The sequence below is a fragment of the Sphingomonas sp. CD22 genome, from assembly GCF_034556155.1.
Lineage (GTDB): Bacteria > Pseudomonadota > Alphaproteobacteria > Sphingomonadales > Sphingomonadaceae > Sphingomonas.
Map to the genome: position 1 here is coordinate 455,517 of NZ_JAYDYX010000001.1, position 21,233 is coordinate 476,749.

Consider the following 21,233-nt stretch of genomic DNA (forward strand, 5'->3'; position numbering starts at 1 on the left):
TGTGCTCGACACCCGTATCAATGCAGCGCGCCGGCTCGCCGCGCGCGCGGACGCGCGCCTGACGGGAGCGATCGCGGACTTCTTCCTCGCAGAAGAGGCGCGACTCGACGAGCAAACGCGGCTGACCCTCGGCCGGGTGCTGAGCGGCGTCGTGCAGGGTATCGAGCTCGAGATTCGCCGCCACGCGGCACGCATGCTGACCGGACGGGGCGCCGAAGCGCGGGCCGAGCAATTGCTTACCGGACATGACGACGTGGTGCGGCGGCTGTCGCGCGCCGGCCTGTTGCGCGACCGGCTGCTGATCGACGAATTGCTGGCACAGGTCCGCTGCGATCTGATCGCCGCGCGCCTTGCGCCCAGTGCGGCGACCCCCGAGCAGGCGAGCCTGCTGGTCCGCCTCGCCGAGGTCGACGACGGCGTCGTCGCCGCGGCGGCGCGCGCGCTGCTGTCGGCGGAGACGCGGCGACGCGCGGCCGCGGAGCAGGGCGGCGTTGTGACCGGTATCCTGCCCGCCGAACGCCATCATCAATTGGTCTGGTGGGTCGCGGCGGCGATCCGCGAGGCGCAGGTCGCGGCCGGCGGCGAGGACGGCGGCGTCGATCGCGCGATCGTCGAGGCGGCGCAACGCAATCTCGCCGCGCATGACGAGGGGCAGCGGCCCGAGGCTGCCGCGGTGCGGCTGGCGGCGGCGATCGACGCGCGCCCGCACGAGGTCGGCGAATTGCTGATCGAGACGCTGGGGGACCGGCGGCTGCTATTGTTCATCGCGGTGCTCGGCCGTGCGGTCGATCTCGACTTCGAGGGCGCGCGGACGATCGTCCTTGAGCCGGAGGGCGACCGCCTGTGGCTGGCGCTGCGTGCGGCGGGGCTGGACCGCGCGGCGATCGCACGGATCGCTTTGGCCCTGGCGGATGCCGACCCGCGCCGTGACATCGAGGCGTTCGCCGACGATCTCGACGCGATCGTCGCGGTGTCCGCGGAGGCGGCGCGATCGGCGCTGGCGCCGTTGACGCTGCACCACGATCTGCGGCTGGCGATCGCGGCGCTGACCCGCGAGGCGATGCGATGAGGGTCGACAGCATTCCCGACATGCCGGTGAGCCACGCGTCGCTTGACGGCGAAGGGCGGTTGATCGCCGCGGATCCGGCGCTGACGGCGCTCAACGATCAGGCGGGGGGCGCGATCGGCGCGGCGCTGGCGATCCCGCAACTGGCGACGGTGGTGCGGCTCGCGCGGCGACTCGGCATCCTGGTGTCGCGTTCGGTGACCGTCGCCGATCAGGACGCCGACCTCGAACTCTGGGTGCGGGTGCAGCCGGAGGGCGAGGGGGTGCGCATGGCGGTGAGCGGGTGGCGCGGGTTGCGGCCGCAGCCCGTCGCCGAACGGCCGCTGGCGACGGTGATCGAGGATGGCGCGATGTCGTGGGAGACCGATGCGGGCCTGCGGCTGACCTTCGTCTCGATCGATCCGGCGCGGCGGCTGGGGCTGGACGCGCTGGCGCTGCTCGGCCAGCCGCTGACCGCGCTGTTCACGCTCGATGCGACCGAAAGCGGCGCCCTGCCGATCCTCGAGGCGGTGGCGCGGCGGCGGCCGTTCGACGAGCAGCGCGCGCGGCTGCGCAGCGGCGACACGCGCATGCTGCTGACCGCGACGGTCAAGGAGGATGCCGCGGGCGATTTCGCCGGGCTTGCCGGGGTGGCGCGCATCGCCGAGGCGGCGCCCGCTCCCGTCGAGGCGACGATCTCGACCGACTTTACCGAGGGGCTCGATCGTGCGTTGCGGTCGCCGCTCGCGCGGATCATCGCGCACGCCGATACGATCCACGCCGAGGCGGAAGGGCCGGTGCAGCGCGACTATGTCGATTATGCATCGGATATCGCCAATGCCGGCCGCCATCTGCTCGGGCTGGTCGACGACCTCGTCGATCTGCAGGCGGTCGAGCGTGCCGATTTCACGCTGGAGACCGAGGCGATCGATCTGGCCGACGTCGCCCGCCGCGCGGCGGGCCTGCTGTCGGTACGCGCCGCCAATGCCGGGGTGGCGATCGCGCGGCCGTTGCCGGACCTGCGCGTGCCGGCGTCGGGCGATTTCCGCCGGGCGTTGCAGATCATGGTCAATCTGATCGGCAATGCGTTGCGCTATTCTGCCGAGGGCGGCGTGGTCAGCGTCACCGTCAGCCGCAATGGCGATATGGCCGAGGCCATCGTCGCCGATCAGGGCAAGGGCATCGCACCGGAGGATCAGGCGCGGATCTTCGAGAAATTCGAGCGCGTCGATCCGAGCGAGGCGGGCGGCAACGGCCTCGGCCTCTACATCGCGCGCCGGCTGGCGCGGGCGATGGGGGGCGATCTTGGCGTGGAAAGCGTCGCCGGGGAGGGCGCGCGGTTCACGCTGTCGCTGCCGGTTTAGGGCGTATTGGGGATCTTTCCCGCTGGGGCAAGGCAATCGCATATGGCCGTTGGAGCGTGGCAACGGCTCCTACATCCCCGTCATGCCGGACTCGATCCGGCACCCCGCTTCTTCGCACCGTCCGAAGAAGCGGGACCCCGGCGCAAAGCCGGGGTGACGGGGTAGGTTTTGAAATCGGCGGAACCATACGCGATAGTCCTCCCCCGCCAGGGGGAGGTGGCGCGGCGAAGCCGTGACGGAGGGGGAGGAAAGGGTGGAAGCCCGCTCGTGAAGCTTCCGCCTTTTCCTCCCCCTCCACTATTCGGCTGCGCCGAACGGTCCCCCTCCCCCTGGCGGGGGAGGAATTAGGCGATCGACGGCGTCTTACCGCCGCATCCGCCGCGTCACGAGGATCAGCAGCAGCCCTGCGACCGCGAGCGCGACGCCGCGGTCGGCCCAGGGGCGCTGGTCGAGCATGAAGCTCGATTCGGGCCAATGGATGTAGCCCAGGCCCTGGCCGATCCACAGCAGCCCCATCAGCGCCATGAGGACGCCGATGGAGAGGAGGACCGGCCGGGCGCGGCGCATCAGCGCTGGTCCACCGGGACGTAGCTACGCTGCGTCGGGCCGGTGTAGAGCTGGCGCGGACGGCCGATCTTCTGGTCGGGATCGGTGATCATCTCGTTCCACTGCGCGACCCAGCCGACGGTGCGGGCGAGCGCGAAGAGGACGGTGAACATCGACGTCGGGAAGCCGATCGCCGACAGGATCACGCCCGAATAGAAATCGACGTTCGGGAACAGCTTCTTTTCGATGAAATAATCGTCGCTGAGCGCCAGCTCCTCGAGCCGCAGCGCGGTGTCGAACAGCGGATCGTTGACCTTGAGCGCGTCGAACACCTCGCGCACCGTCTTCTGCATTACCGTCGCGCGCGGATCGTAGTTCTTGTACACGCGATGGCCGAAGCCCATCAGGCGGAACGGATCGTTCTTGTCCTTGGCGCGGGCGATGAACTCGGGGATACGCTCGGGCGTGCCGATCTCGCGCAGCATGTTGAGCGCCGCCTCGTTGGCGCCGCCGTGCGCGGGACCCCACAGGCAGGCGATGCCCGCCGCCATGCACGCGAACGGATTGGCGCCCGACGAGCCGGCGAGACGCACGGTCGAGGTCGAGGCATTCTGCTCGTGATCGGCGTGGAGGATGAAGATGCGATCCATCGCCTTCTCGACCGCCGGATTGACCTCATAGGGCTCGGCGGGCACGCCGAAGGTCATGCGCAGGAAGTTGCCGGTGTAGCTGAGCGAATTGTCCGGATACAGGAACGGCTGGCCGACGCTGTACTTGTACGCCATCGCCGCGATCGTCGGCATCTTGGCGATCAGGCGGTGGCTGGCGATCGTACGCTGCACCGGATCGTGAATGTCGGTCGAATCGTGGTAGAAGGCCGACAGCGCGCCGACGACGCCGCACAGGATCGCCATCGGATGCGCATCGCGACGGAAGCCGCGGAAGAAGGTCGCGAGCTGCTCGTGCACCATCGTGTGGCGCGTGATCGTGTGGTTGAACTGGTCGAGCTCGCCCTGGTCGGGCAGCTCGCCATTCAGCAGCAGATAGGCGACCTCCATGAAGCTGGAGCTTTCCGCCAGCTCACCGATCGGATAGCCGCGGTGCAGCAAAACGCCTTCGTCACCGTCGATATAGGTCAGCTTCGACTGGCACGACGCCGTCGAGGTGAAGCCGGGGTCATAGGTGAAGTCGCCGGTCTGGGCGTAGAACTTCCGGATGTCTACGACATCCGGGCCGACCGTGCCGGACATGACCGGATAGTCGAACTCCTTGCCGTCCACGGAAACTTTGGCCGGGGATGTCGGGGCGGCGTCGGTCATGTCGTTGTCCTTCCTATCAGACTGCCATTCGGTCCGCGATTCGGCCGAGGCTTTCCTCTTTGCCGAGAAGCGCGAGCACGTCGAAGATGCCGGGCGATGTCTTGCGCCCGGTGAGAGCGGCGCGGAGCGGCTGGGCGACCTGCCCGAGCTTGACGCCCTGGGCCTCGGCGACCTGCCGTACCGCTGCTTCGAGAGCCTCCTGATCCCACTGCTGCACCGCGTCAAGCGCGGCGTGCAGCGCAGCGAGAAGCTGGGGTGCGGTGCCACCGAGCAGGTCCGAAGCTGCCTGATCGAGGTCGAGCGGACGCTGCGCGAACAGGAAGCGCGCGCCTTCGCTCAATTCGTTGAGGTTGGCGGCGCGGGCTTTCAGCACCGGCATCGCGCGGGTCAGCAGATCAATGTCGTCGTAGCCGCCGATCGGCGCGATCAGCGCGGCGAGGCGGGCATCGTCGGCGGCACGGATGTAATGGCCGTTGAGGTTCTCGAGCTTCTTGAGGTCGAAGCGCGACGGGCTCTTGCCGACGCCGCCGAGGTCGAACCATTCGGTCGCCTGGTCGCGGCTGATGATCTCGTCGTCGCCATGGCCCCAGCCGAGGCGGAGCAGGTAATTGTCGAACGCTTCAGGCAGGATGCCGAGTTCGTCGCGATACGCCTCGATGCCGACCGCGCCGTGGCGCTTGGACAGCTTCGCGCCGTCGGTGCCGTGGATCAGCGGGATATGCGCATAGACCGGTTCGGGCCAGCCGTTCGCCTTGTAGATCGGCAGCTGGCGGAAGGCGTTGTTGAGATGGTCGTCGCCGCGGATGACGTGCGTCACGCCCATGTCATGGTCGTCGACCACCACCGCGAGCATATATGTCGGCGTCCCGTCGGAGCGCAGGAGGATGAAATCGTCGAGTTCGGCATTTTGGACGGTCACCGAACCCTGGACGCGGTCCTCGATCGTCGTCGCGCCCTCGCGCGGCGCCTTGAGGCGGACGACGAAGGGCTGGCCTGCCGGCGCGGTCGCCGGATCGGCGTCGCGCCACGGCGAGCGGATGCGCAGCGGCATCTTCGCCGCCTGCGCCGCCTCGCGTTGCGCGGCGATCTCCTCGGCGGTCATGTAGCAGCGGTAGGCGTGGCCGTTGGTCACCATCTGGTGCGCGACCTCGGCATGGCGATCGGCGCGGGCGAACTGGAAGACCGCGTCGCCGTCCCAGTCGAGGCCGAGCCATCTGAGCCCGCCGAGGATCGCGTCGATCGCCGGCTGGGTGGAGCGGGCGCGATCGGTATCCTCGATCCGCAGCAGGAATTTGCCGCCGTGATGGCGCGCGAAGAGCCAGTTGAACAACGCGGTGCGTGCACCGCCGAGATGCAGATAGCCGGTCGGCGACGGCGCGAAGCGCGTGACGATCGTCGCAGGATTATCGTTGGTGGCGCTCAACCGCGCTTGCTCCCGAGGTTCGTGACGTGACGGCCGGATCGGCCGCGGCCGGCCCTAGCACGCGGCTTCTGCCCCTTCAAATGCCCCGACCCATGGATCGGTTGCGCGCCGGTATCGAAGAATGGCTGGAGGCCGAACGCGATCAACTGGTGCTGTGGCTGCCGGTGGCGTTCGGCGGCGGCATCGCCGCGTGGTTCGTGCTGCCCGATCCGCGGGCGTGGACGACGACGCTGCTGCTGTGCGCGGCGCTGGCGTTCGCTGCGGCCGGCCTGGCGCGTGGCGGCCGGGCCGCGCGGGCGGTGGCGCTCGGCGCGATCGCCACCGCCGCCGGGTTGGCGTTGGTCTGGTGGCGCGCGGAGCGGGTCGCCGAACCGGTGCTGGCGCGCCCCGTCGTGGCGGCGATGCGCGGCAGCGTCGAGCGGGCCGAGCCGTTGACCGCGCGCGGACTGATGCGGCTGACGATCCGCAGCGATGCCGGCCAGGGGCTGCCATCCCGGCTGCGCGTCAACCTCGCGGTGGCGGACGTACCGGCGGGATTGGGGGCGGGCGCCGTCGTCCGGCTGCGCGCGCGGCTGATGCCGCCGCCCGCAGCCGCGGTGCCCGGCGCCTATGATTTCGCGCGGGTGGCATGGTTCGCGGGGGTCGGCGCGACCGGGCGCGGCTTCGCGCCGGTGACGGTGATCCGACCCGCCCCGGCCGGCGGCGGCCTGCGCGCACGGCTGACCGATCATATCACCGCAAGGCTGGACGGCAGCCGCGGCGGCATCGCAGCGGCGCTCGCGACCGGCGACGAGGGCGCGATCACCCCGGACGATTCGGAGGCGATGCGTCGCGCGGGCCTCGCGCATCTGTTGTCGGTGAGTGGGTTGCACATCACCGCGGCGGTCGGCGCGACGATGTTGCTGGTGATGCGGCTGCTCGCCTTGTGGCCGTGGCTGGCGATCCGCGTCCGGTTGCCCTTGGTCGCGGCGGCGGCGGGCGCGCTGGCGGCGATCGGCTATACGTGGCTCACCGGCAGCCAGGTGCCGACGATCCGCTCCTGCGTCGCATCGCTGCTGGTGCTGGGGGCGCTGGTGCTCGGTCGTGAGGCGGTGACGTTGCGGCTGGTCGCCGCGGGGGCGATGACGGTGCTGCTCGCCTGGCCGGAGGCACTGACGGGCGCGAGTTTCCAGCTGTCCTTCGCGGCGATCGCGGCGATCGTCGCGCTGCACGAGCATCCGCGGGTCGAATCGTGGTTCGCGCCGCGCGAGGAGGGGCGGTTGCCGCGCGTGCTGCGGTCGTTGGCGTCGCTGCTGCTCACCGGGCTGGTCGTCGAGGCGGCGCTGATGCCGATCGCGGTCTATCATTTCCACAAGGCGGGCCTCTATGGCGCGGCGGCGAACATCGTCGCGATCCCGCTCACCACCTTCGTGGTGATGCCGCTGGAGGCGCTGGCCTTGCTGCTCGACGCCGCGGGCTGCGGCGGGCCCTTGTGGTGGGCGACCGACATCGCCCTGCGTCTGTTGTTGATCCTCGCCCATGCCGTCGCCGCGGCGCCGGGATCGTCGCTCGCCCTGCCGTCGATGTCGGCGGCGGCCTTCGCGCTGATGGTGGCGGGCGGATTGTGGCTGGCGTTGTGGCGGACGCGATGGCGGCGGCTGGGCGTCGTGCCGCTCGTCATCGGCGCGAGCTGGACGTGGCTGACGCCCGCACCCGACCTGCTGGTGACGGGCGACGGGCGGCATATGGCGGTGCGCGTCGGTGGCGGGCTGGCGCTGCTGCGCGACCGGGCCGGGGATTATACGCGCGACATGCTCGCCGAAAACGGCGGCGCCGACGCGGCGATGCTGCTCGTCGAGCAGGCGGCGGCACGGTGTACGCGCGATGCCTGTGCGGTCGATGTGGATGCGGGTGGCCGTCGCTGGCGGGTGCTGGCGACGCGCAGCCTCTATCCGGTCGATCGCGACGATCTGGCGACGGCCTGTGCGCGGGCGGATGTGGTGGTGAGTGAACGCCGCCTGCCGCGGGCATGCCGGCCGCGCTGGCTCAGGCTGGATGCGCCGATGCTGCGGCGGACCGGCGGGGTCGCGGTGACCTTTGCGGACGGAGGGGTGTGGACGGTGCGGCGCGACGGCGATGCGCATCCGTGGTTCGCTGCGGCGCGGGTGATGCCGGCGGTGACGGGCGCCCTCCGCAGACGGTTTCGTCGCGGTGGGGATGCTGGCGGGGGGAGGTGACTTCTCTGGTCACCGGAACGTGGTGCGATGGTGAGGGGATGTTGTGGTCACCGCGGCCTGCGGACGTCGAGCCAAGCGGTATTTTCGAGCAGGGGCAATAGGCGGGATCGACATTCATCGTCGTAGAGAAATCCTCCCCCTGGCGGGGGAGGACTTTGCATCGTCCAAGAGTTGAATGTCGATCGGCCTTAGGTCCAGCAGAGTGACAGCCGGAACTGCGCGCAACCCTGGGCTCCTGCTTTCGCAAGAGCACTGGGACGACTTTCGCAAAGGTTTCGGTCGAGCCCAGGGTGACGGAAAGGGGTAATGCTTCGGTGCAGCCGATGGATGCAGGAGGGCACGTCCGCAAGGCGTTCGCCCCCCGTCCGGATCAATCGTAGCGGCGCAGGATACCCGACAATTTGCCCTGTACGCGGACGTGCGACGGCACGTAGCGCTGCGGTTCGTAGGCGCGGTTGGCCGGGTCGAGCCGGACCATCGCGCCCTCGCGACGGAAATATTTGAGCGTCGCCTCGCTGTCGTCGATCAGCGCGACGACGATCTCGCCGTCGCGGGCGACCTCGGTCCGCCGGATCAGCGCGTAATCGCCGTCGAGGATGCCCGCCTCGACCATCGAATCACCAGATACTTCCAGCGCATAATGTTCGCCCGAGCCGAGCAGGGCGGCGGGCACCGCGAGCATCGAGCTCCCCTCGAACGCCTCGATCGGGACACCGGCGGCGATGCGGCCGTGCAGCGGGATCTCGATGACGTCGTTCGCCGGCGTCGCCGCGGCGCGGACGTTGCCGGTCTTCGCGGGGGCCGGGGCGGGCGCGGGCGTCGCCGGTGCAGGCTTGCGCTCCGAGCGTTCCGGCATGCGCAGCACTTCGAGCGCGCGGGCGCGGTTGGGCAGGCGGCGGATGAAATGCCGTTCCTCGAGCGCGCTGATCAGGCGGTGCACGCCCGATTTGGATTTGAGGTCGAGCGCTTCCTTCATCTCCTCGAACGAAGGCGAGATGCCGGTTTCTTCCAACCGGTCGTTGATGAAGCAAACGAGCTCGTGTTGCTTGCGCGTGAGCATGAGCGGACCTTCCCCGTCGGAACAGACGCGGAACTTCTAGGGAACAGGATGGCGCCCGTCAAGCGATGACGAGGATTTCTGCCGAGTCGCCCGCGCTGGCGGCGGGTGCGTCGATCGACCGCACGATCAGGCAGTGCGAGCGGGCGAGGGTGAGCAGCATCGAACTGTCCTGAATGGTCGAGGCATAGGCCCGGCCATCGCGCAGCTCGGCGCGCAGATAGTCGGTGCGCGGACCGTTCGCGGGCAGGTCTTCGCCGAGGATCGTCATCGTCGTGCGCGGCAGCGGGTCGGCGGCGCCGGAGAGATGCGCGATCAGCGGTTTGACGAACAGCAAGGCGGTGACGAAGGCCGACACCGGATTGCCGGGAAGGCCGAGCAGGATGGTGTCGGCGAGCCGCCCCGCCATCATCGGCTTGCCGGGACGCAGCGCGATCCGCCAGAAATCGATCGCGCCACCGGCGGCTTCGAGCGCCGGGCGGACGAGATCGTGGTCGCCGACCGAGGCACCGCCGGTGGTGACGAGCAGGTCGGCGTCGACGCCGGCGAAGGCGTCGCGCAGCGTGCCGAGATCGTCGGGCAGGATGCCGAGGTCGACGAGATCGATCGGCAGGTCGGCGAGCAGCGCCGCCAGCATCGCGCGGTTCGATTCGGGCAGCGCGTCGGGGGTATCCCCCTGACCGGGCTCGACGAGTTCGTCGCCGGTCGCGCAGATCGCGACCCGCACGCGGCGATGGACGGCGATCGTCGCCACCCCGCCGGTCGCCGCGACCGCGATCCGCGCCGGCGTGAGCCGCTCGCCCTGCGCGATCAGCCGGTCGCCGGTCGTGAAATCGAGGCCGCGGCGGCGGGTGTTGCGGCCCAGTCTCGGCGGACCTTCGCCGGTCAGCCGGATCGTCGTGCCGTCGGCGGCGACTTCTTCCTGGATCATCACCGTATCGGCGCCCGCGGGCATCGCCGCGCCGGTGAAGATGCGGACCGTCTCGCCCGGACCGACCGTGCCGGCGAAGGGGCGGCCGGCGGCGCTCTCGCCGATCAGCGTCCAGGGTCCGGGAAGGTCGGCGAAGCGGATCGCATAGCCGTCCATCGCCGACAAATCGTTCGCCGGCTGCGTCCGTCGCGCGCCGACGTCGGCGGCGGCCCAGCGTCCGTGCGCCTGGCCGAGTGGTACGTCCTCGACGGCGACGGGGGGGGCGGAGGCGAACAGGCGGGCTTGCGCCTCGGCGATCGGCAGCAAGGCCATGGCGTCAGGCGCGCCAGTCGCCGGACTTGCCGCCGGCCTTTTCGAGCAGGCGGATGCCGGAGATTGTCATGCCGCGGTCCATCGCTTTCGCCATGTCGTAGATGGTCAGCAGCGCGACCGAGACGGCGGTGAGCGCCTCCATCTCGACGCCGGTCTTGCCGTCGGTGGCGGCGAGCGCGGTGGCGGTGATGCCGGTGTCGTCCAGCTCCAGATCGACCGTGACGCGGGTGAGGGGAAGGGGGTGGCAGAGCGGGATCAGCTCGGCGGTCTTCTTCGCCGCCATGATGCCGGCGACGCGGGCGACGGCGAGCACGTCGCCCTTCTTCGCCGCACCGTCGCGGATCGCGGCGAGCGCATCGGGCGCGATTGCGATACGGCCGCTGGCGACGGCGTGGCGGCTGGTCACCGCCTTGTCGCCGACATCGACCATATGCGCCGCGCCGTCGGCGTCGAGGTGGGTCAGGCGGGTCAACCGATCATCGCCCGCGTCGCCGCCTCGACATCGTCGGCGCGCATCAGCGCCTCGCCGATCAGGAAGCAGCGCACGCCATGTTCGGCCATCGCATCGAGGTCGGCAGGCGTCTCCAGCCCGCTCTCGGCGACGAAGGTGCAGCCCTTGGGCGCCTTGTCGACCAGTTCGTAGGTGCGGGCGAAATCGACCGAGAAATCGCGCAGGTCGCGGTTGTTGACGCCGATCAGCCGCGATTTGAGCTTGAGCGCGCGGTCGAGCTCGTGCGCGTCGTGGACCTCGACCAGCACGTCCATACCGCAATCGAGCGCCGAGCCCTCGATTTCCGCCATCTGATTGTCGTCGAGCGCGGCGACGATGATGAGGATCGCATCGGCGCCGATCGAGCGGCTCTCGGTCGCCTGCCACGGATCGACCATGAAGTCCTTGCGGATCACCGGCAGGTCGCAGGCGGCGCGGGCGGCGATGAGATACTCGTCCGAACCCTGGAACCATTGTTCGTCGGTGAGCACCGAGAGGCAGGCGGCCCCGCCGGCCTGATAGGCGCGGGCGTGGGCGGGGGGATCGAAATCGGCGCGGATCAGCCCCTTGGACGGGCTCGCCTTCTTGATCTCGGCGATCAGCGCATGGCCCGGCTTGGCGTCGAGCGCGGCGCGGAAGCCGCGCGGCTTCGTCACCGCGGCGATGCGCGTGTCGAGGTCCGCGAGGCTGGTCGTCGCCTTGCGCGCGGCGACCTCGGCGCGTTTGGTTTCGATGATGCGGGAGAGGATGGTCATCGGTAGGCGATCCAGGCGTCGAGCAGCGCGCCCGCGCGGCCGTCGTCGAGCGCGGCCGCGGCGGCATGCGCGCCGGCGGTGAGATGGGGGCTGTGGTCGGCGACGACCAGCGCGGCGGCGGCGTTGAGCAGCACCGCGTCGCGATAGGCGCCCGCCTCGCCGGCGAGCAGGCGGCGCAGCGCGGCGGCATTGTAGGCAGGGTCGCCGCCGCGGATCGCGGCGAGCGGGTGGCGCGGCAGGCCCGCATCCTCCGGCACGATCGTGCGCGGCAGCGTCGCGCTGCCGACGTTCACCGCGATGCTCGGGCCGGCGGTGGAGAGTTCGTCGAGCCCCTCCTCGCCGGAGATCACCGCGGCGCGGGTCGTGCCGAGCTGTTCGAGCGCCTCGGCATAGAGGCCGGCGTAATCGGGGCGGGCGATGCCGATCAGCTGATGCGTGACATGCGCCGGATTGGCGAGCGGCCCCATCAGGTTGAAGATCGTGCGCTTGCCGATGCGGCGGCGGATCGGGGTGATCCGCGCCATCGCCGGATGATGGTTGGCGGCGAAGAGGAAGGCGATGCCGAGATCGGCGAGGCTGCCCTCCGCGGTGGCGCCGGCGACGGTCATGTCGAGGCCGATCGCTTCCAGCGTGTCGGCGGCGCCGGCCTTGGACGAGGCGGCACGGTTGCCGTGCTTGGCGACCGGCACGCCGCAGGCCGCGACGACCAGCGCCACCGCGGTCGAGACGTTGAGCGTGTGGTGGCCGTCGCCGCCGGTGCCGCAGACGTCGATCGCGCCGACGGGTGCGGCGATCGGGATCAGCCGGGCGCGCAGCGCGCGGGCGGCCTCGGCGATCTCGATGCTGGTCTCGCCGCGGTCGGACAGCGCGATGAGGAAGGCGGCGATCGCCTCTTCCGACACGCGCGCGTCGAGGATGTCGCCGAAGGCCTGCGCCGCGCTCTCGCGCGACAGCGGCGTCGCGGGATCGGGCAGGAGTGCGCGAACGCTCACGCCGCCGCCTTCACCGCGATGCCGGCGATGCGCAGGAAATTGGCGAGCATCGCATGGCCGTGTTCGGTGGCGATGCTTTCGGGATGGAATTGGACGCCGTGGATCGGCAGCGTCGCGTGGCGGAAGCCCATGACGTTGCCGTCGTCGGCGCGCGCGTTGACGACCAGCGGCGCGGGCACGTCGTTGACGATCAGGCTGTGATAACGCGTCGCGGTGAATGGCGAGGGCAGGCCCTCGAACAGCCCGGTGCCGTCGTGCGCCACCGGCGAGGTCTTGCCGTGCATCAGGCCACCGCGTTGAACGCGGCCGCCGAAATGCTGACCGATCGCCTGATGGCCGAGGCAGACGCCGAGCAACGGCCGTCCCGCATCCGCGGCGGCGGCGACGAGATCGAGGCTCACCCCCGCCTCGGTCGGCGTGCACGGGCCGGGCGAGATCAGGAACGCCTCGGCACCCGAGGACAGCGCCTGTCCCGCCGAGATGGCATCGTTGCGCACCACCTCGACCTCGCTGCCCAGCTCCATGAGATAGTGGACGAGGTTCCAGGTGAAGCTGTCGTAATTGTCGACGACCAAGATCATCGCGCCGCCATAAACGATGCCCGCGCCGGTGCAACGCCTGTTGCGTCCCGGCAATCCTGTAGCAATCTGCCGCCGCTTATAACCGCTCCGTGTCGCGCGCCGGGAGAAACTGCGTCGCCTGCACGTTGAAGCCGCAAAGGAGACGCATGCCATGTTCCGCCCGTTTATGATTGCCGCTTTGATCGCGTTGCCCGCGGTCGCCGGTGCGCAAAGCGCGCCGGTGGCGGATACGGCAGGGTCGGGCACCCCGCCGCAGCGCGTGCGCGCGGTCACGCTCGGCGTCGGGCAGAAATGCCCGCAGAGCAGCGACACCGAAATCGTCATCTGCTCGACGCTCGAACAACCCTATCGTATTCCCAAGCAGTTCCGCGACAGCGGCCCGATCCCGGCCAAGAACCAGGCGTGGGGCAATCGCGCCGCGACGATGGACCAGGTCGGCCGTGCCGCCGGCGGTCTGCCCGACACCTGTTCGCCGGTCGGCACCGGTGGCCAGAGCGGCTGCGCGCTGGCGACCAACCGCCAATGGGCGGCAGAGCGCCGCGCCAAGCAGGATGCCGATTCCTCGGTCCCCTGATCACCAATCGAAGGCCGCCGCGCGTCGGCGCGGCGGCGGTTACTGGCCGAAGCCGCCCTGGGCAGCGCGGCTGACCGCATCGCGCGCGGCGGCGAGGATGGCGCCGGCCTTGGCCTCGCACTCGCGCTGTTCCGAAGCAGGATCGCTGTCGGCGACGATGCCCGCGCCCGCCTGCGCGTGGATCGTCCCATCCTTCACCACCGCGGTGCGCAGCACGATGCAGCTGTCCATCGATCCGTCGGGCGAGAAATAGCCGACACCGCCGGCATACGCGCCGCGGCGTTCGGGTTCGAGCTCGGCGATGATCTGGCAGGCGCGTACCTTGGGCGCGCCGCTGACCGTGCCGGCGGGAAACCCGGCGAGCAACGCGTCGATAGCATCGGCGGTCGGCGATAACCGGCCGACGACGTTCGAGACGATGTGCATGACGTGGCTGTACAATTCGATGCCATAGCTCGCCGTCACCCGGACCGAGCCGGGCGCGGCGGAGCGGCCGACGTCGTTGCGCCCGAGATCGAGCAGCATCAGATGCTCGGCGCGTTCCTTGGGATCGGCGAGCAGGCTGGCGCGGTTCGTCTCGTCCTCGGCGGCGGTCTTGCCGCGCGGGCGGGTGCCGGCGATCGGCCGAATCGTCACTTCGCCGTCGCGGACCCGGACGAGAATCTCCGGGCTCGACCCGATCAGCGCGAAGCCGGGCAGATCGAGATGGTAGAGGAAGGGCGACGGGTTGATCCGCCGCAGGCTGCGATACAGCTCGAACGGCGGCAGCGCGAAGGGCGCCGAAAAGCGCTGCGCCAGCACCACCTGAAAGATGTCGCCCGCGGCGATATAGTCCTGCGCCCGCGTCACCATACGGGCATAGTCCGCCGGCGGGATCGCCGGTGTGTAGGCGAGATCGTCCGCGCCCGCCCGCACCGGCGCGGGCAGCGGTGTGTTGGCGAGGCGGGCGGCGACGCCGTCGAGCCGGTCTTCCGCTTCGGCGACGAGCTGCGCGGGATCGCGCGCCGCATCGGGCCAGACCGGCGCGACCAGATAGAGCGCGTCGGCGAGCCGGTCGAAGACGCAGATCACCGTCGGCCGGACGAACAGCATGTCGGGCAGACCGAGCGGATCGGCGGCGGGTGCGTTGAGCCGTTCGACCAGCCGGATCGTCTCATAACCGAAATAGCCGACGAGGCAGGCAAGCGCCTTGGGCAGTTCGGCGGGCACGTCGCCCTGGCATTCGGCGACCAGCCTGCGCAGCGCTTCGAGCGTCGGCATGCCCGCGGGCTCGAACGCCTCGCGGTCGGTGGCCCACCGGCGGTTGATCTCGGCGGTGTCGCCGTGCGCGCGGAAGACGAGGTCGGGGGCGAGGCCGATCAGGCTGTGCCGCCCGCGCGTCGCGCCGCCCTCGACCGATTCGAGCAGATAGTCGCCGCGCCCGGGCTCGATGAGCTTGAGCGCGGCGGCGACCGGCGTCTCGGTATCGGCGACCTGCCGCCGCCAGACGAACGCCGGGCGACCGGCGGCCAGCATCTCGGCGGCGGCGGTCGGCGCCTTCACCTCAATTGCCGCCGGTGTTGCCGGCGAGGTCGGCGCGGACGCGGGCCAGGGCTGCGGCATCGGTCTTGACGCCGACCGCATTGCGGACCGCGCGCGCGAACTGTTCGGCATATTCGCGGCCGACGAGTCGGGCGATGCTGCCGCGCGCACCGGCGACGGCGGCGGGCGTGCCGGCGGCGTTGCCGGGGACGATCGTATCGAGCTTGACGATCAGCCAGCCGGCGTTGTTCGGCGCCTCCAGCAGCTTGGCATTACCCTTGGCCATCGAGAACAGCAGCGCGAGCGGCGGCTGGACGTTGCCCTGCGCCGCGGCGAGCTGCGCACGGCTGGCGCCGGCGGTCTGCACCGGCGGCAGCGCACGGCCCGAGGCGGCCATCGCCTGCGCCAGCGGCATGCCCTTGTTGACCTTGGCGAGGATGTCCGTCGCAAGCTTGCGCGCGGCGGTGCGTGCTCGATCGGCGGTGACGTCGGCGACGACCTGCGCCTTGACCTGATCGAGCGGCCGCGGGGCGGCGTGGACGACGCGGCCGATCGCGACGACCGCGAAGCCGCCGTCCTGGCCGACCGGTACCAGCTGCGCCGGATCGCCCTCGGCCATCTGGAAGGCGGCGGCGACGATCGGCGCCACCGCCGGATCGGGCCGCGCGGCGGGGGCATCGGGGTTGGTGCCGTTGGCGAGCAACGGCGCGGTGGTCTGCGCGCTCAGCTTCTGGTCGGCGACGGCCTCGTCGAAGGTGGCGTTCTTGCCGAGCGACGTGTCGAGCGAATCGTGTACGTCGGCGAGGGCCTGTTGCAGCTTGCGCTTGGACAGTTCGGCGACGAGTTCTGGCTTCGCCTGTTCGAGCGTCTTGCCCGGCACCTGTTCGATCTTCTCGACGCGGGCGACGACCCAGCCGAGCGGACCGCGGACCGGGCCGATCACGCCGCCGCTGGGCGCGGCGAAGGCGGCGTCGGCGATGCCCGCGCTGCTCGCGGCGGCATACGCGGTCTTGGTGAGGCCGGTCTGCACCGCGGGCTCGAGCCCGGCGGCGCGCGCGGCGTCGGCGATCGGCTTGCCGGCCTTCACCTTGGCGGCGAGCGTATTGGCGCCGCCCTGATCAGCGACGACGACCTGGCTGATGTCGCGCTTCTCGGCGGCGGCGAAGCGGCTGCGCTGCTGGTTGTAGGCGGCGGCGATCTCGGCGTCGGTCGGCACCGCGCGTGCCTTGACCTGATCCGGCGTCACCACCGCATAGCGGACGACGCGGCGCTCGGGCACGGTGTAGCGCTGGATGTTGCGGCGATAGAAGGCCTGCTGCTCGGCGTCGGTCGGCGCCGGGCCGGTGTCGACCGCTTTGGCGGGGACGAAGGCGACCTGACCCGAGCGCTTTTCGAGCATCAGCGAGGCATAGGGCAAGGCGACCTTCATCGGCACCTGCGTCGCGCCCTGCGTCGGCAGCATGAGCTGCTGCGCGATGATGTCGCGGGCGATGTCGGTGCGGACCTGCGCATCGGTGAGCTTCTGGTCGGCGAGCAGCCGCTGGTAATTGGCCGGATCGAACTGGCCGTTGGGGCCGCGGAGGCCGGGGATGCTGGCGATCACGCCGTCGACCGAACGCTTGCTGACCACCATATGCTGGCCGCGCCCGAAGGCTTCGAGCGCGAGGCCGTTGATCGTCCGGTCCAGCGTCGCCTGCAAGCCGCCCTGGTCGAGCAGTTGCTGCATCGTCGGTGCCGGCTGCTGCTGGCGCGCGGCCTCCTGCGATGCCGCCTGCAGCTCGGTCTGGACGCGGCCGCGCAGCTCGGTGGCGGTGATCTTCTCGCCGCCGACGGTGGCGACGCTATTGCCCGACAGGCTGGTGCCATTCCCCGCCAATCCGGTGATGTCACCCGCCGCGAAGGCGAGCGCGATCACGCCGAGGACGATGAAGGTGACGACAATGCCGGCCTTGGAATTGATGATCCGGCGGAAAAAGCTGAGCATGAAAAGGCCGATCGTCCCTCTTGAAGAGCAGCGTCTTTAGGGGCGCAGCGGCTTGCCATCAAGCGCGCGGGCGGGCAGGGTTTGTTGAACATGTAAAACAGGAGGTCGGATGACGCGGCGCAAGCTGGTGGCGGGCAATTGGAAGATGAACGGATCGCGTGCCGCGCTCGCCGAACTCGACGGCATCGCCGCGGCCGCGGCCAGGGCGCCGGGCGTCGACGTGATGGTCGCGGTGCCGTTCACGCTGATCGCACCCGCGGCGGACCGGGCACCGGGCCTGCTGATCGGCGCGGAGGACGTGCACGAGGCGGACAGCGGCGCGCATACCGGCTGCGTCTCGGCGGCGATGGTCGCGGAGGCGGGGGCGCGCTTCACCATCGTCGGCCATAGCGAGCGACGGATGGACCAGGGCGAGACGAGCCACGACGCCTGGGCGAAGGCGGCGGCGGCGCGGCGGCAGGGGCTGCACGTCATCTCCTGCTGCGGCGAGACCGAGGCGGAGCGCGACGCCGACCGCGCCGAGCGCGTCGTCCAGGCGCAGATCGAGAAATCGGTGCCCGACAATGCCGACGGCAGCTGGTTCACGCTCGCCTACGAACCGCGCTGGGCGATCGGCACCGGCCGCACGCCGACGCTGGAGCAGATCTGCGCGATCCACGCGATCGCCCGCGCCAAGCTGCGCACGCTGATCGGCGATGCCGCGGACGGCGTGCGCATCCTGTACGGCGGATCGGTGACCGGCGAGAATGCCGCGACGATCCTCGCCTGCGACAATGTCGACGGCGCGCTGGTCGGCGGCGCGAGCCTGACCGCCGCGAAGTTCGTGCCGATCATCGAGGCGGCGGCGGGGGTGTAGGGCAGCCCGTTCGTCATCCCGGCGAAAACCGGGACCACGATTGGGGAGAGCGATTGCACACCGCCGGTCAGCGTTGCGAAAGGCGAAGTGTGTCATCATCTTACCATCGTGATCGCGCCTGCACCCTTACGCGAACGGCTCGGCGCCGCCGCCCTGACCGCCGTCATCGTCGTGGCGCTCGGCTATGTCCTGTGGCTCGGACTCGCCTTTCGGGCCGGCGTCGCGCCGATGCAGAGTGCGCTCGCGACGTTCACGGTCGCCCCCGAACCGCCGCCCCCCGAGCGCGTCCTACCGCCGCCGAAGCGGATCAACCGGGCGAGCGGCAGGGCCTCGCCGCCGAATCTCCGCTCCAAGGCGACCGAGGTCGTCGCGCCGGTGCCAATCGTCCAGATCGCCCCGCCGCCGCCGATCGTCGTCGCGCCGCGTCCCAACATCGGCGCGCAGGCGACGTCCGGCGCCTCCGACCGGGCGGGGCCGGGCACCGGTGCGGGCGGGATCGGCGACGGCAATGGCGCGGGTGGCGACGGCGATGGCGACGGCAGCGGCTGGGAACGGGTGCCGCGGCTGGTCAGCGGCCGGATCAAGGGATCGGACATCCCCGAAGCGATCCTCGACACCGGCTTTCGCGGCGTCGTCGGCGTCCGCTACCGCGTCGAGACCAATGGCCACGTCACCGGTTGCACGATCGCCCGGTCGAGCGGCAATGCGCTGATGGACCAGGTGACCTGCGCCGCGATCGAGAAGCGCTTTCGCTACGATCCTTGGCGCGACGCGGCGGGGCGGCCGGTACGCTCGACCGTGCTGCGCGACCAGCAATGGGACATCGATCCGCCGGCGATCGATCGCTAGGCGCGGGTGATGCGGGCGGCGTAACAGCCCGGCTTGGCATAATGCGCATGAAGATAGGCGATTGCCGGGTCGGCGAGCAGTCGCTCGATGACGGGCGCGAGTCGCTCACCGTCTGCGAGATCGGCCGCGGTCATGTATCCGGCGGCGGTGAAGGCGCGCAACGAGATCGGGCGGATGCGCAGCGCATCGGGGATCATGTCGATCCGGTCGAGCGCCTGCGTCGCCGTTTCGCCGATGAAGATGGCGTGACGCGATCGATAGGGGGTGCCGGCGGGCTGATGCTCGTAGTTGAGCAGGATCGCGGTTTCGCCGATCGCCAGATCGCGCACTTCGATCCGGTCCGGAAAGCCGGGATGCGCATCGACGACACAGCGTCTTGCGCCCTGCGCCGCCAATGCCGCGTCGGTGCGCCCGATGAGGTGCCGGAACGGTGCGGGATCGAGGCCCTGGATACGAAAAGACATGGCTTGGCTCCTATGGTGGAGCCACGCTTTGCGCCGGTCGCCGCCCGCCCGGCATCCCGTAGCTTGCGCTCAAACGCCTCCGTCAGCGCGCGGCGAAGCCGGCGGCCTCCGCGCGCGCGAGGCTGGAGCGGACGACGAGATGGTGGAACGGCGTGATCGCGGCGAGATAGGCGCGGCCGAGCCGGTTGCGGCAGCGGACCACCGTCGTCGCGAAGACGGTGGCGGTGCCGTCCGCGCGGCGGTCGACCAGCAGCGAGAGGCGGAAATCGAGGTGGCGATCGTCTTCGCCGAGGATGATCTCGTCCGCCGATCTTGCGCGGATCGGGAAGAAGGCGACGCGCGCGTCGGCGGGGACCGACTGGCGGATATCGTCCGTCGTCTGCAGCCCGGCGCTGCGCGCGAAGCCGTCGCGGATCGTCAGCAGCGTGCGGAACCACCACGACGGCCGGTCGAGGATCGCCAGCGCGATGCGGTGGATATCCCCGTCGTGACCCGGCGGCAGCGGCGCGGCGTAGCAATCGAGCAGGTCGGCGCCGTCATACCAGCCGGCGATGCCGCTGCCGCCGGGCGGATCGCGGCGGGTGACGCTCATCGCGCGCCGTAGCGCTGCTTCAACACCGCATAGCAGGCGCGCAGCGCATAAGCGTCGCCACCCTTCGGCCGGCCCGGCTTCGCCGCGGGACGCCAGGCGAAGACGTCCATATGCGCCCACGCCACGTCCTTCGGGACGAAGCGGCGCAGGAACAGCGCGGCGGTGATCGCGCCGGCGAAGCCGCCGTCGGGGGCGTTGACCATGTCGGCGATGTCCGACTTCAGCATCTCGTCATAGGCGTCCCACAACGGCAGCCGCCAGAGCGGGTCTTCGAGCGCATCGCCCGCGGCGAGCAGATCGGCGGCAAGCGATGCGTCGTCGGTGAACAACGGCGGCAGATCGGGGCCGAGCGCGACGCGCGCCGCGCCGGTGAGCGTGGCGAAGTCGAGGATCAGCCCGGGCTTGGCTTCGCCGGCGCGGGTCAGCGCGTCGGCGAGGATCAGCCGGCCCTCGGCGTCGGTGTTGGTGTTCTCCACCGTCGGCCCGAGCCGGCTGCGCAGCACGTCGCCGGGGCGGAAGGCGTTGCCAGCGATGGCGTTCTCGACCGCCGGGATCAGCAGGTGGAGCCGCACCGGCAGCCGCGCCGCCATGACCAGGCTGGCGAGTGCCAGCGCATGCGCCGCGCCGCCCATATCCTTCTTCATCAGCCGCATGCCGGCCGACGGCTTGATGTCGAGCCCGCCGGTATCGAACACCACGCCCTTGCCGACCAGGGCGATGCGGGGATGCGCGGGGTCGCCCCATTCGATTTCTATGAGCCGCGGTGCGCGTTCCTTGACCGCCGCCTGACCGACCGCGTGGATCATCGGGTAGCCGGTGGCGAGCGCATCGCCGCGGGTGACGGTGACGGTCGCCTGATGATCGCGCGCCAGCCGTTCGGCGGCGGCTTCCAGCTCGGCGGGGCCGAGGTCGCCCGCGCCGGTGTTGACGAGGTCGCGCACCCAGCCGGTCGCCGCGGCGAGGCGCAAGGTTTCCTCGATGCCTGCGGCGTCCTGCGTGAGAAGGATGCGTGCGCCGGTGTCGTCCGCCTTGCGATAGCGGTCGAAGCGATATTGGCCGAGCAGCCAGCCGAGCGCGGCGGGGCCGATCGCGCCGGCGACGCGATAGGTGCCGGCGGGAAGCGCCTCGGCGAGCCTGGCGAGCGTCCACACGTCGGGCGTGGCGGCGACGACGACCGCCTGCACCTCCTCGTCGGCGTAGATGGCGTGGCTGCCGGGCTTGCCGGTGAAGCGCTGCGCGGCGAGCGCCGTGCGGACGCGCGGCGGCTGGGCGGCGAGCCACGCGTCATAGGCGTCGGGCGAGATCAGGGCGATGGTGCGGGCGGGCTGGCCGCGGTCGGGCTGGAGCAGGGTATCGGGCATG

20 protein-coding genes are annotated in these 21,233 nt (G+C 70.7%); 6 read left to right on the forward strand and 14 right to left on the reverse strand.

Translation table 11 applies throughout. The features are described 5' to 3' along the window. Position 1 precedes the first annotated feature (1 nt). Entirely contained in the window at positions 2-1,069 is a 1,068-nt protein-coding gene (locus tag SFC76_RS02060; protein ID WP_322847818.1) for a DUF2336 domain-containing protein, read from the forward strand. Next, positions 1,066-2,409, forward strand: coding sequence for a sensor histidine kinase (locus SFC76_RS02065; protein WP_322847819.1), 1,344 nt, complete (start codon positions 1,066-1,068; stop codon positions 2,407-2,409). Before SFC76_RS02060 ends, SFC76_RS02065 begins: the two co-directional genes overlap by 4 nt. Before the next feature lie 363 nt (positions 2,410-2,772). Here SFC76_RS02065 and SFC76_RS02070 read toward each other — a convergent pair whose 3' ends face one another. From SFC76_RS02070 to gltX, 3 genes are read right to left on the reverse strand one after another with little or no spacing between them, the layout of a single operon-like run. After that, the gene (locus tag SFC76_RS02070; RefSeq protein ID WP_322847820.1) at positions 2,773-2,934 is read right to left on the reverse strand and encodes a hypothetical protein; all 162 of its coding nucleotides are present in this window, start codon (positions 2,932-2,934) and stop codon (positions 2,773-2,775) included. Between the two features lie 41 nt (positions 2,935-2,975). Continuing rightward, complete coding sequence (locus SFC76_RS02075; protein WP_322847821.1) at positions 2,976-4,274, reverse strand: citrate synthase; 1,299 nt, start codon at positions 4,272-4,274, stop codon at positions 2,976-2,978. Positions 4,275-4,290: 16 nt separating this feature from the next. Then, on the reverse strand, positions 4,291-5,697 hold the full coding sequence (gene gltX / locus SFC76_RS02080; protein WP_322847822.1) for a glutamate--tRNA ligase: 1,407 nt from the start codon (positions 5,695-5,697) through the stop codon (positions 4,291-4,293). A 92-nt stretch (positions 5,698-5,789) separates the two neighbouring features. Between gltX and SFC76_RS02085 the strand changes: the two genes are divergently transcribed. Beyond that, complete coding sequence (locus SFC76_RS02085) at positions 5,790-7,913, forward strand: ComEC/Rec2 family competence protein (protein ID WP_322847823.1); 2,124 nt, start codon at positions 5,790-5,792, stop codon at positions 7,911-7,913. Between the two features lie 370 nt (positions 7,914-8,283). Here SFC76_RS02085 and lexA read toward each other — a convergent pair whose 3' ends face one another. Genes lexA through SFC76_RS02115 form a run of 6 tightly spaced genes read right to left on the reverse strand, consistent with a single transcriptional unit; the run spans position 8,284 to position 13,031 of the window. Beyond that, complete coding sequence (lexA, locus tag SFC76_RS02090; protein ID WP_322847824.1) at positions 8,284-8,973, reverse strand: transcriptional repressor LexA; 690 nt, start codon at positions 8,971-8,973, stop codon at positions 8,284-8,286. A gap of 58 nt (positions 8,974-9,031) precedes the next feature. Further along, a complete protein-coding gene (locus SFC76_RS02095; RefSeq protein ID WP_322847825.1) occupies positions 9,032-10,213 on the reverse strand; it encodes a molybdopterin molybdotransferase MoeA in 1,182 nt (393 codons plus the stop codon). A 4-nt stretch (positions 10,214-10,217) separates the two neighbouring features. Continuing rightward, on the reverse strand, positions 10,218-10,685 hold the full coding sequence (moaC, locus tag SFC76_RS02100; RefSeq protein WP_322847826.1) for a cyclic pyranopterin monophosphate synthase MoaC: 468 nt from the start codon (positions 10,683-10,685) through the stop codon (positions 10,218-10,220). Further along, a complete protein-coding gene (gene trpC / locus SFC76_RS02105) occupies positions 10,682-11,458 on the reverse strand; it encodes an indole-3-glycerol phosphate synthase TrpC (RefSeq protein WP_322847827.1) in 777 nt (258 codons plus the stop codon). The genes moaC and trpC overlap by 4 nt, the downstream gene beginning before the upstream one ends. Further along, entirely contained in the window at positions 11,455-12,450 is a 996-nt protein-coding gene (gene trpD / locus SFC76_RS02110) for an anthranilate phosphoribosyltransferase (protein WP_322847828.1), read from the reverse strand. Before trpD ends, trpC begins: the two co-directional genes overlap by 4 nt. Then, the gene (locus tag SFC76_RS02115) at positions 12,447-13,031 is read right to left on the reverse strand and encodes an anthranilate synthase component II (RefSeq protein ID WP_322847829.1); all 585 of its coding nucleotides are present in this window, start codon (positions 13,029-13,031) and stop codon (positions 12,447-12,449) included. The genes trpD and SFC76_RS02115 overlap by 4 nt, the downstream gene beginning before the upstream one ends. A 151-nt stretch (positions 13,032-13,182) precedes the next feature. Between SFC76_RS02115 and SFC76_RS02120 the strand changes: the two genes are divergently transcribed. Next, positions 13,183-13,605 carry a hypothetical protein gene (locus SFC76_RS02120; protein ID WP_322847830.1) on the forward strand — a complete coding sequence of 141 codons (423 nt, stop codon included), beginning with the start codon at positions 13,183-13,185 and terminating at the stop codon, positions 13,603-13,605. 39 nt (positions 13,606-13,644) lie between these two features. Here the strand turns inward: SFC76_RS02120 and trpE are convergent, their stop codons facing one another. Both trpE and SFC76_RS02130 read right to left on the reverse strand, forming a co-directional pair. Then, entirely contained in the window at positions 13,645-15,120 is a 1,476-nt protein-coding gene (gene trpE / locus SFC76_RS02125) for an anthranilate synthase component I (protein ID WP_322848058.1), read from the reverse strand. Between the two features lie 28 nt (positions 15,121-15,148). Then, positions 15,149-17,110 (reverse strand): peptidylprolyl isomerase, encoded by a 1,962-nt coding sequence (locus tag SFC76_RS02130; RefSeq protein WP_322847831.1) that lies wholly within the window; start codon positions 17,108-17,110, stop codon positions 15,149-15,151. A 109-nt stretch (positions 17,111-17,219) separates the two neighbouring features. Here SFC76_RS02130 and tpiA point away from each other — a divergent pair, with 109 nt between their 5' ends. Then, the gene (gene tpiA, locus SFC76_RS02135) at positions 17,220-17,966 is read left to right on the forward strand and encodes a triose-phosphate isomerase (protein ID WP_322847832.1); all 747 of its coding nucleotides are present in this window, start codon (positions 17,220-17,222) and stop codon (positions 17,964-17,966) included. A gap of 108 nt (positions 17,967-18,074) precedes the next feature. Then, positions 18,075-18,815 (forward strand): TonB family protein, encoded by a 741-nt coding sequence (locus tag SFC76_RS02140; RefSeq protein ID WP_322847833.1) that lies wholly within the window; start codon positions 18,075-18,077, stop codon positions 18,813-18,815. Here SFC76_RS02140 and SFC76_RS02145 read toward each other — a convergent pair. From SFC76_RS02145 to SFC76_RS02155, 3 genes are all read right to left on the reverse strand, one after another. Then, positions 18,812-19,279, reverse strand: a complete 468-nt coding sequence (locus SFC76_RS02145) for a DUF1203 domain-containing protein (protein ID WP_322847834.1) — start codon at positions 19,277-19,279, stop codon at positions 18,812-18,814. The genes SFC76_RS02140 and SFC76_RS02145 overlap by 4 nt on opposite strands. A gap of 82 nt (positions 19,280-19,361) precedes the next feature. Continuing rightward, positions 19,362-19,871 carry a DUF2867 domain-containing protein gene (locus tag SFC76_RS02150; protein WP_322847835.1) on the reverse strand — a complete coding sequence of 170 codons (510 nt, stop codon included), beginning with the start codon at positions 19,869-19,871 and terminating at the stop codon, positions 19,362-19,364. Next, complete coding sequence (locus tag SFC76_RS02155) at positions 19,868-21,232, reverse strand: leucyl aminopeptidase family protein (protein ID WP_322847836.1); 1,365 nt, start codon at positions 21,230-21,232, stop codon at positions 19,868-19,870. The genes SFC76_RS02150 and SFC76_RS02155 overlap by 4 nt, the downstream gene beginning before the upstream one ends. Position 21,233 lies beyond the last annotated feature (1 nt).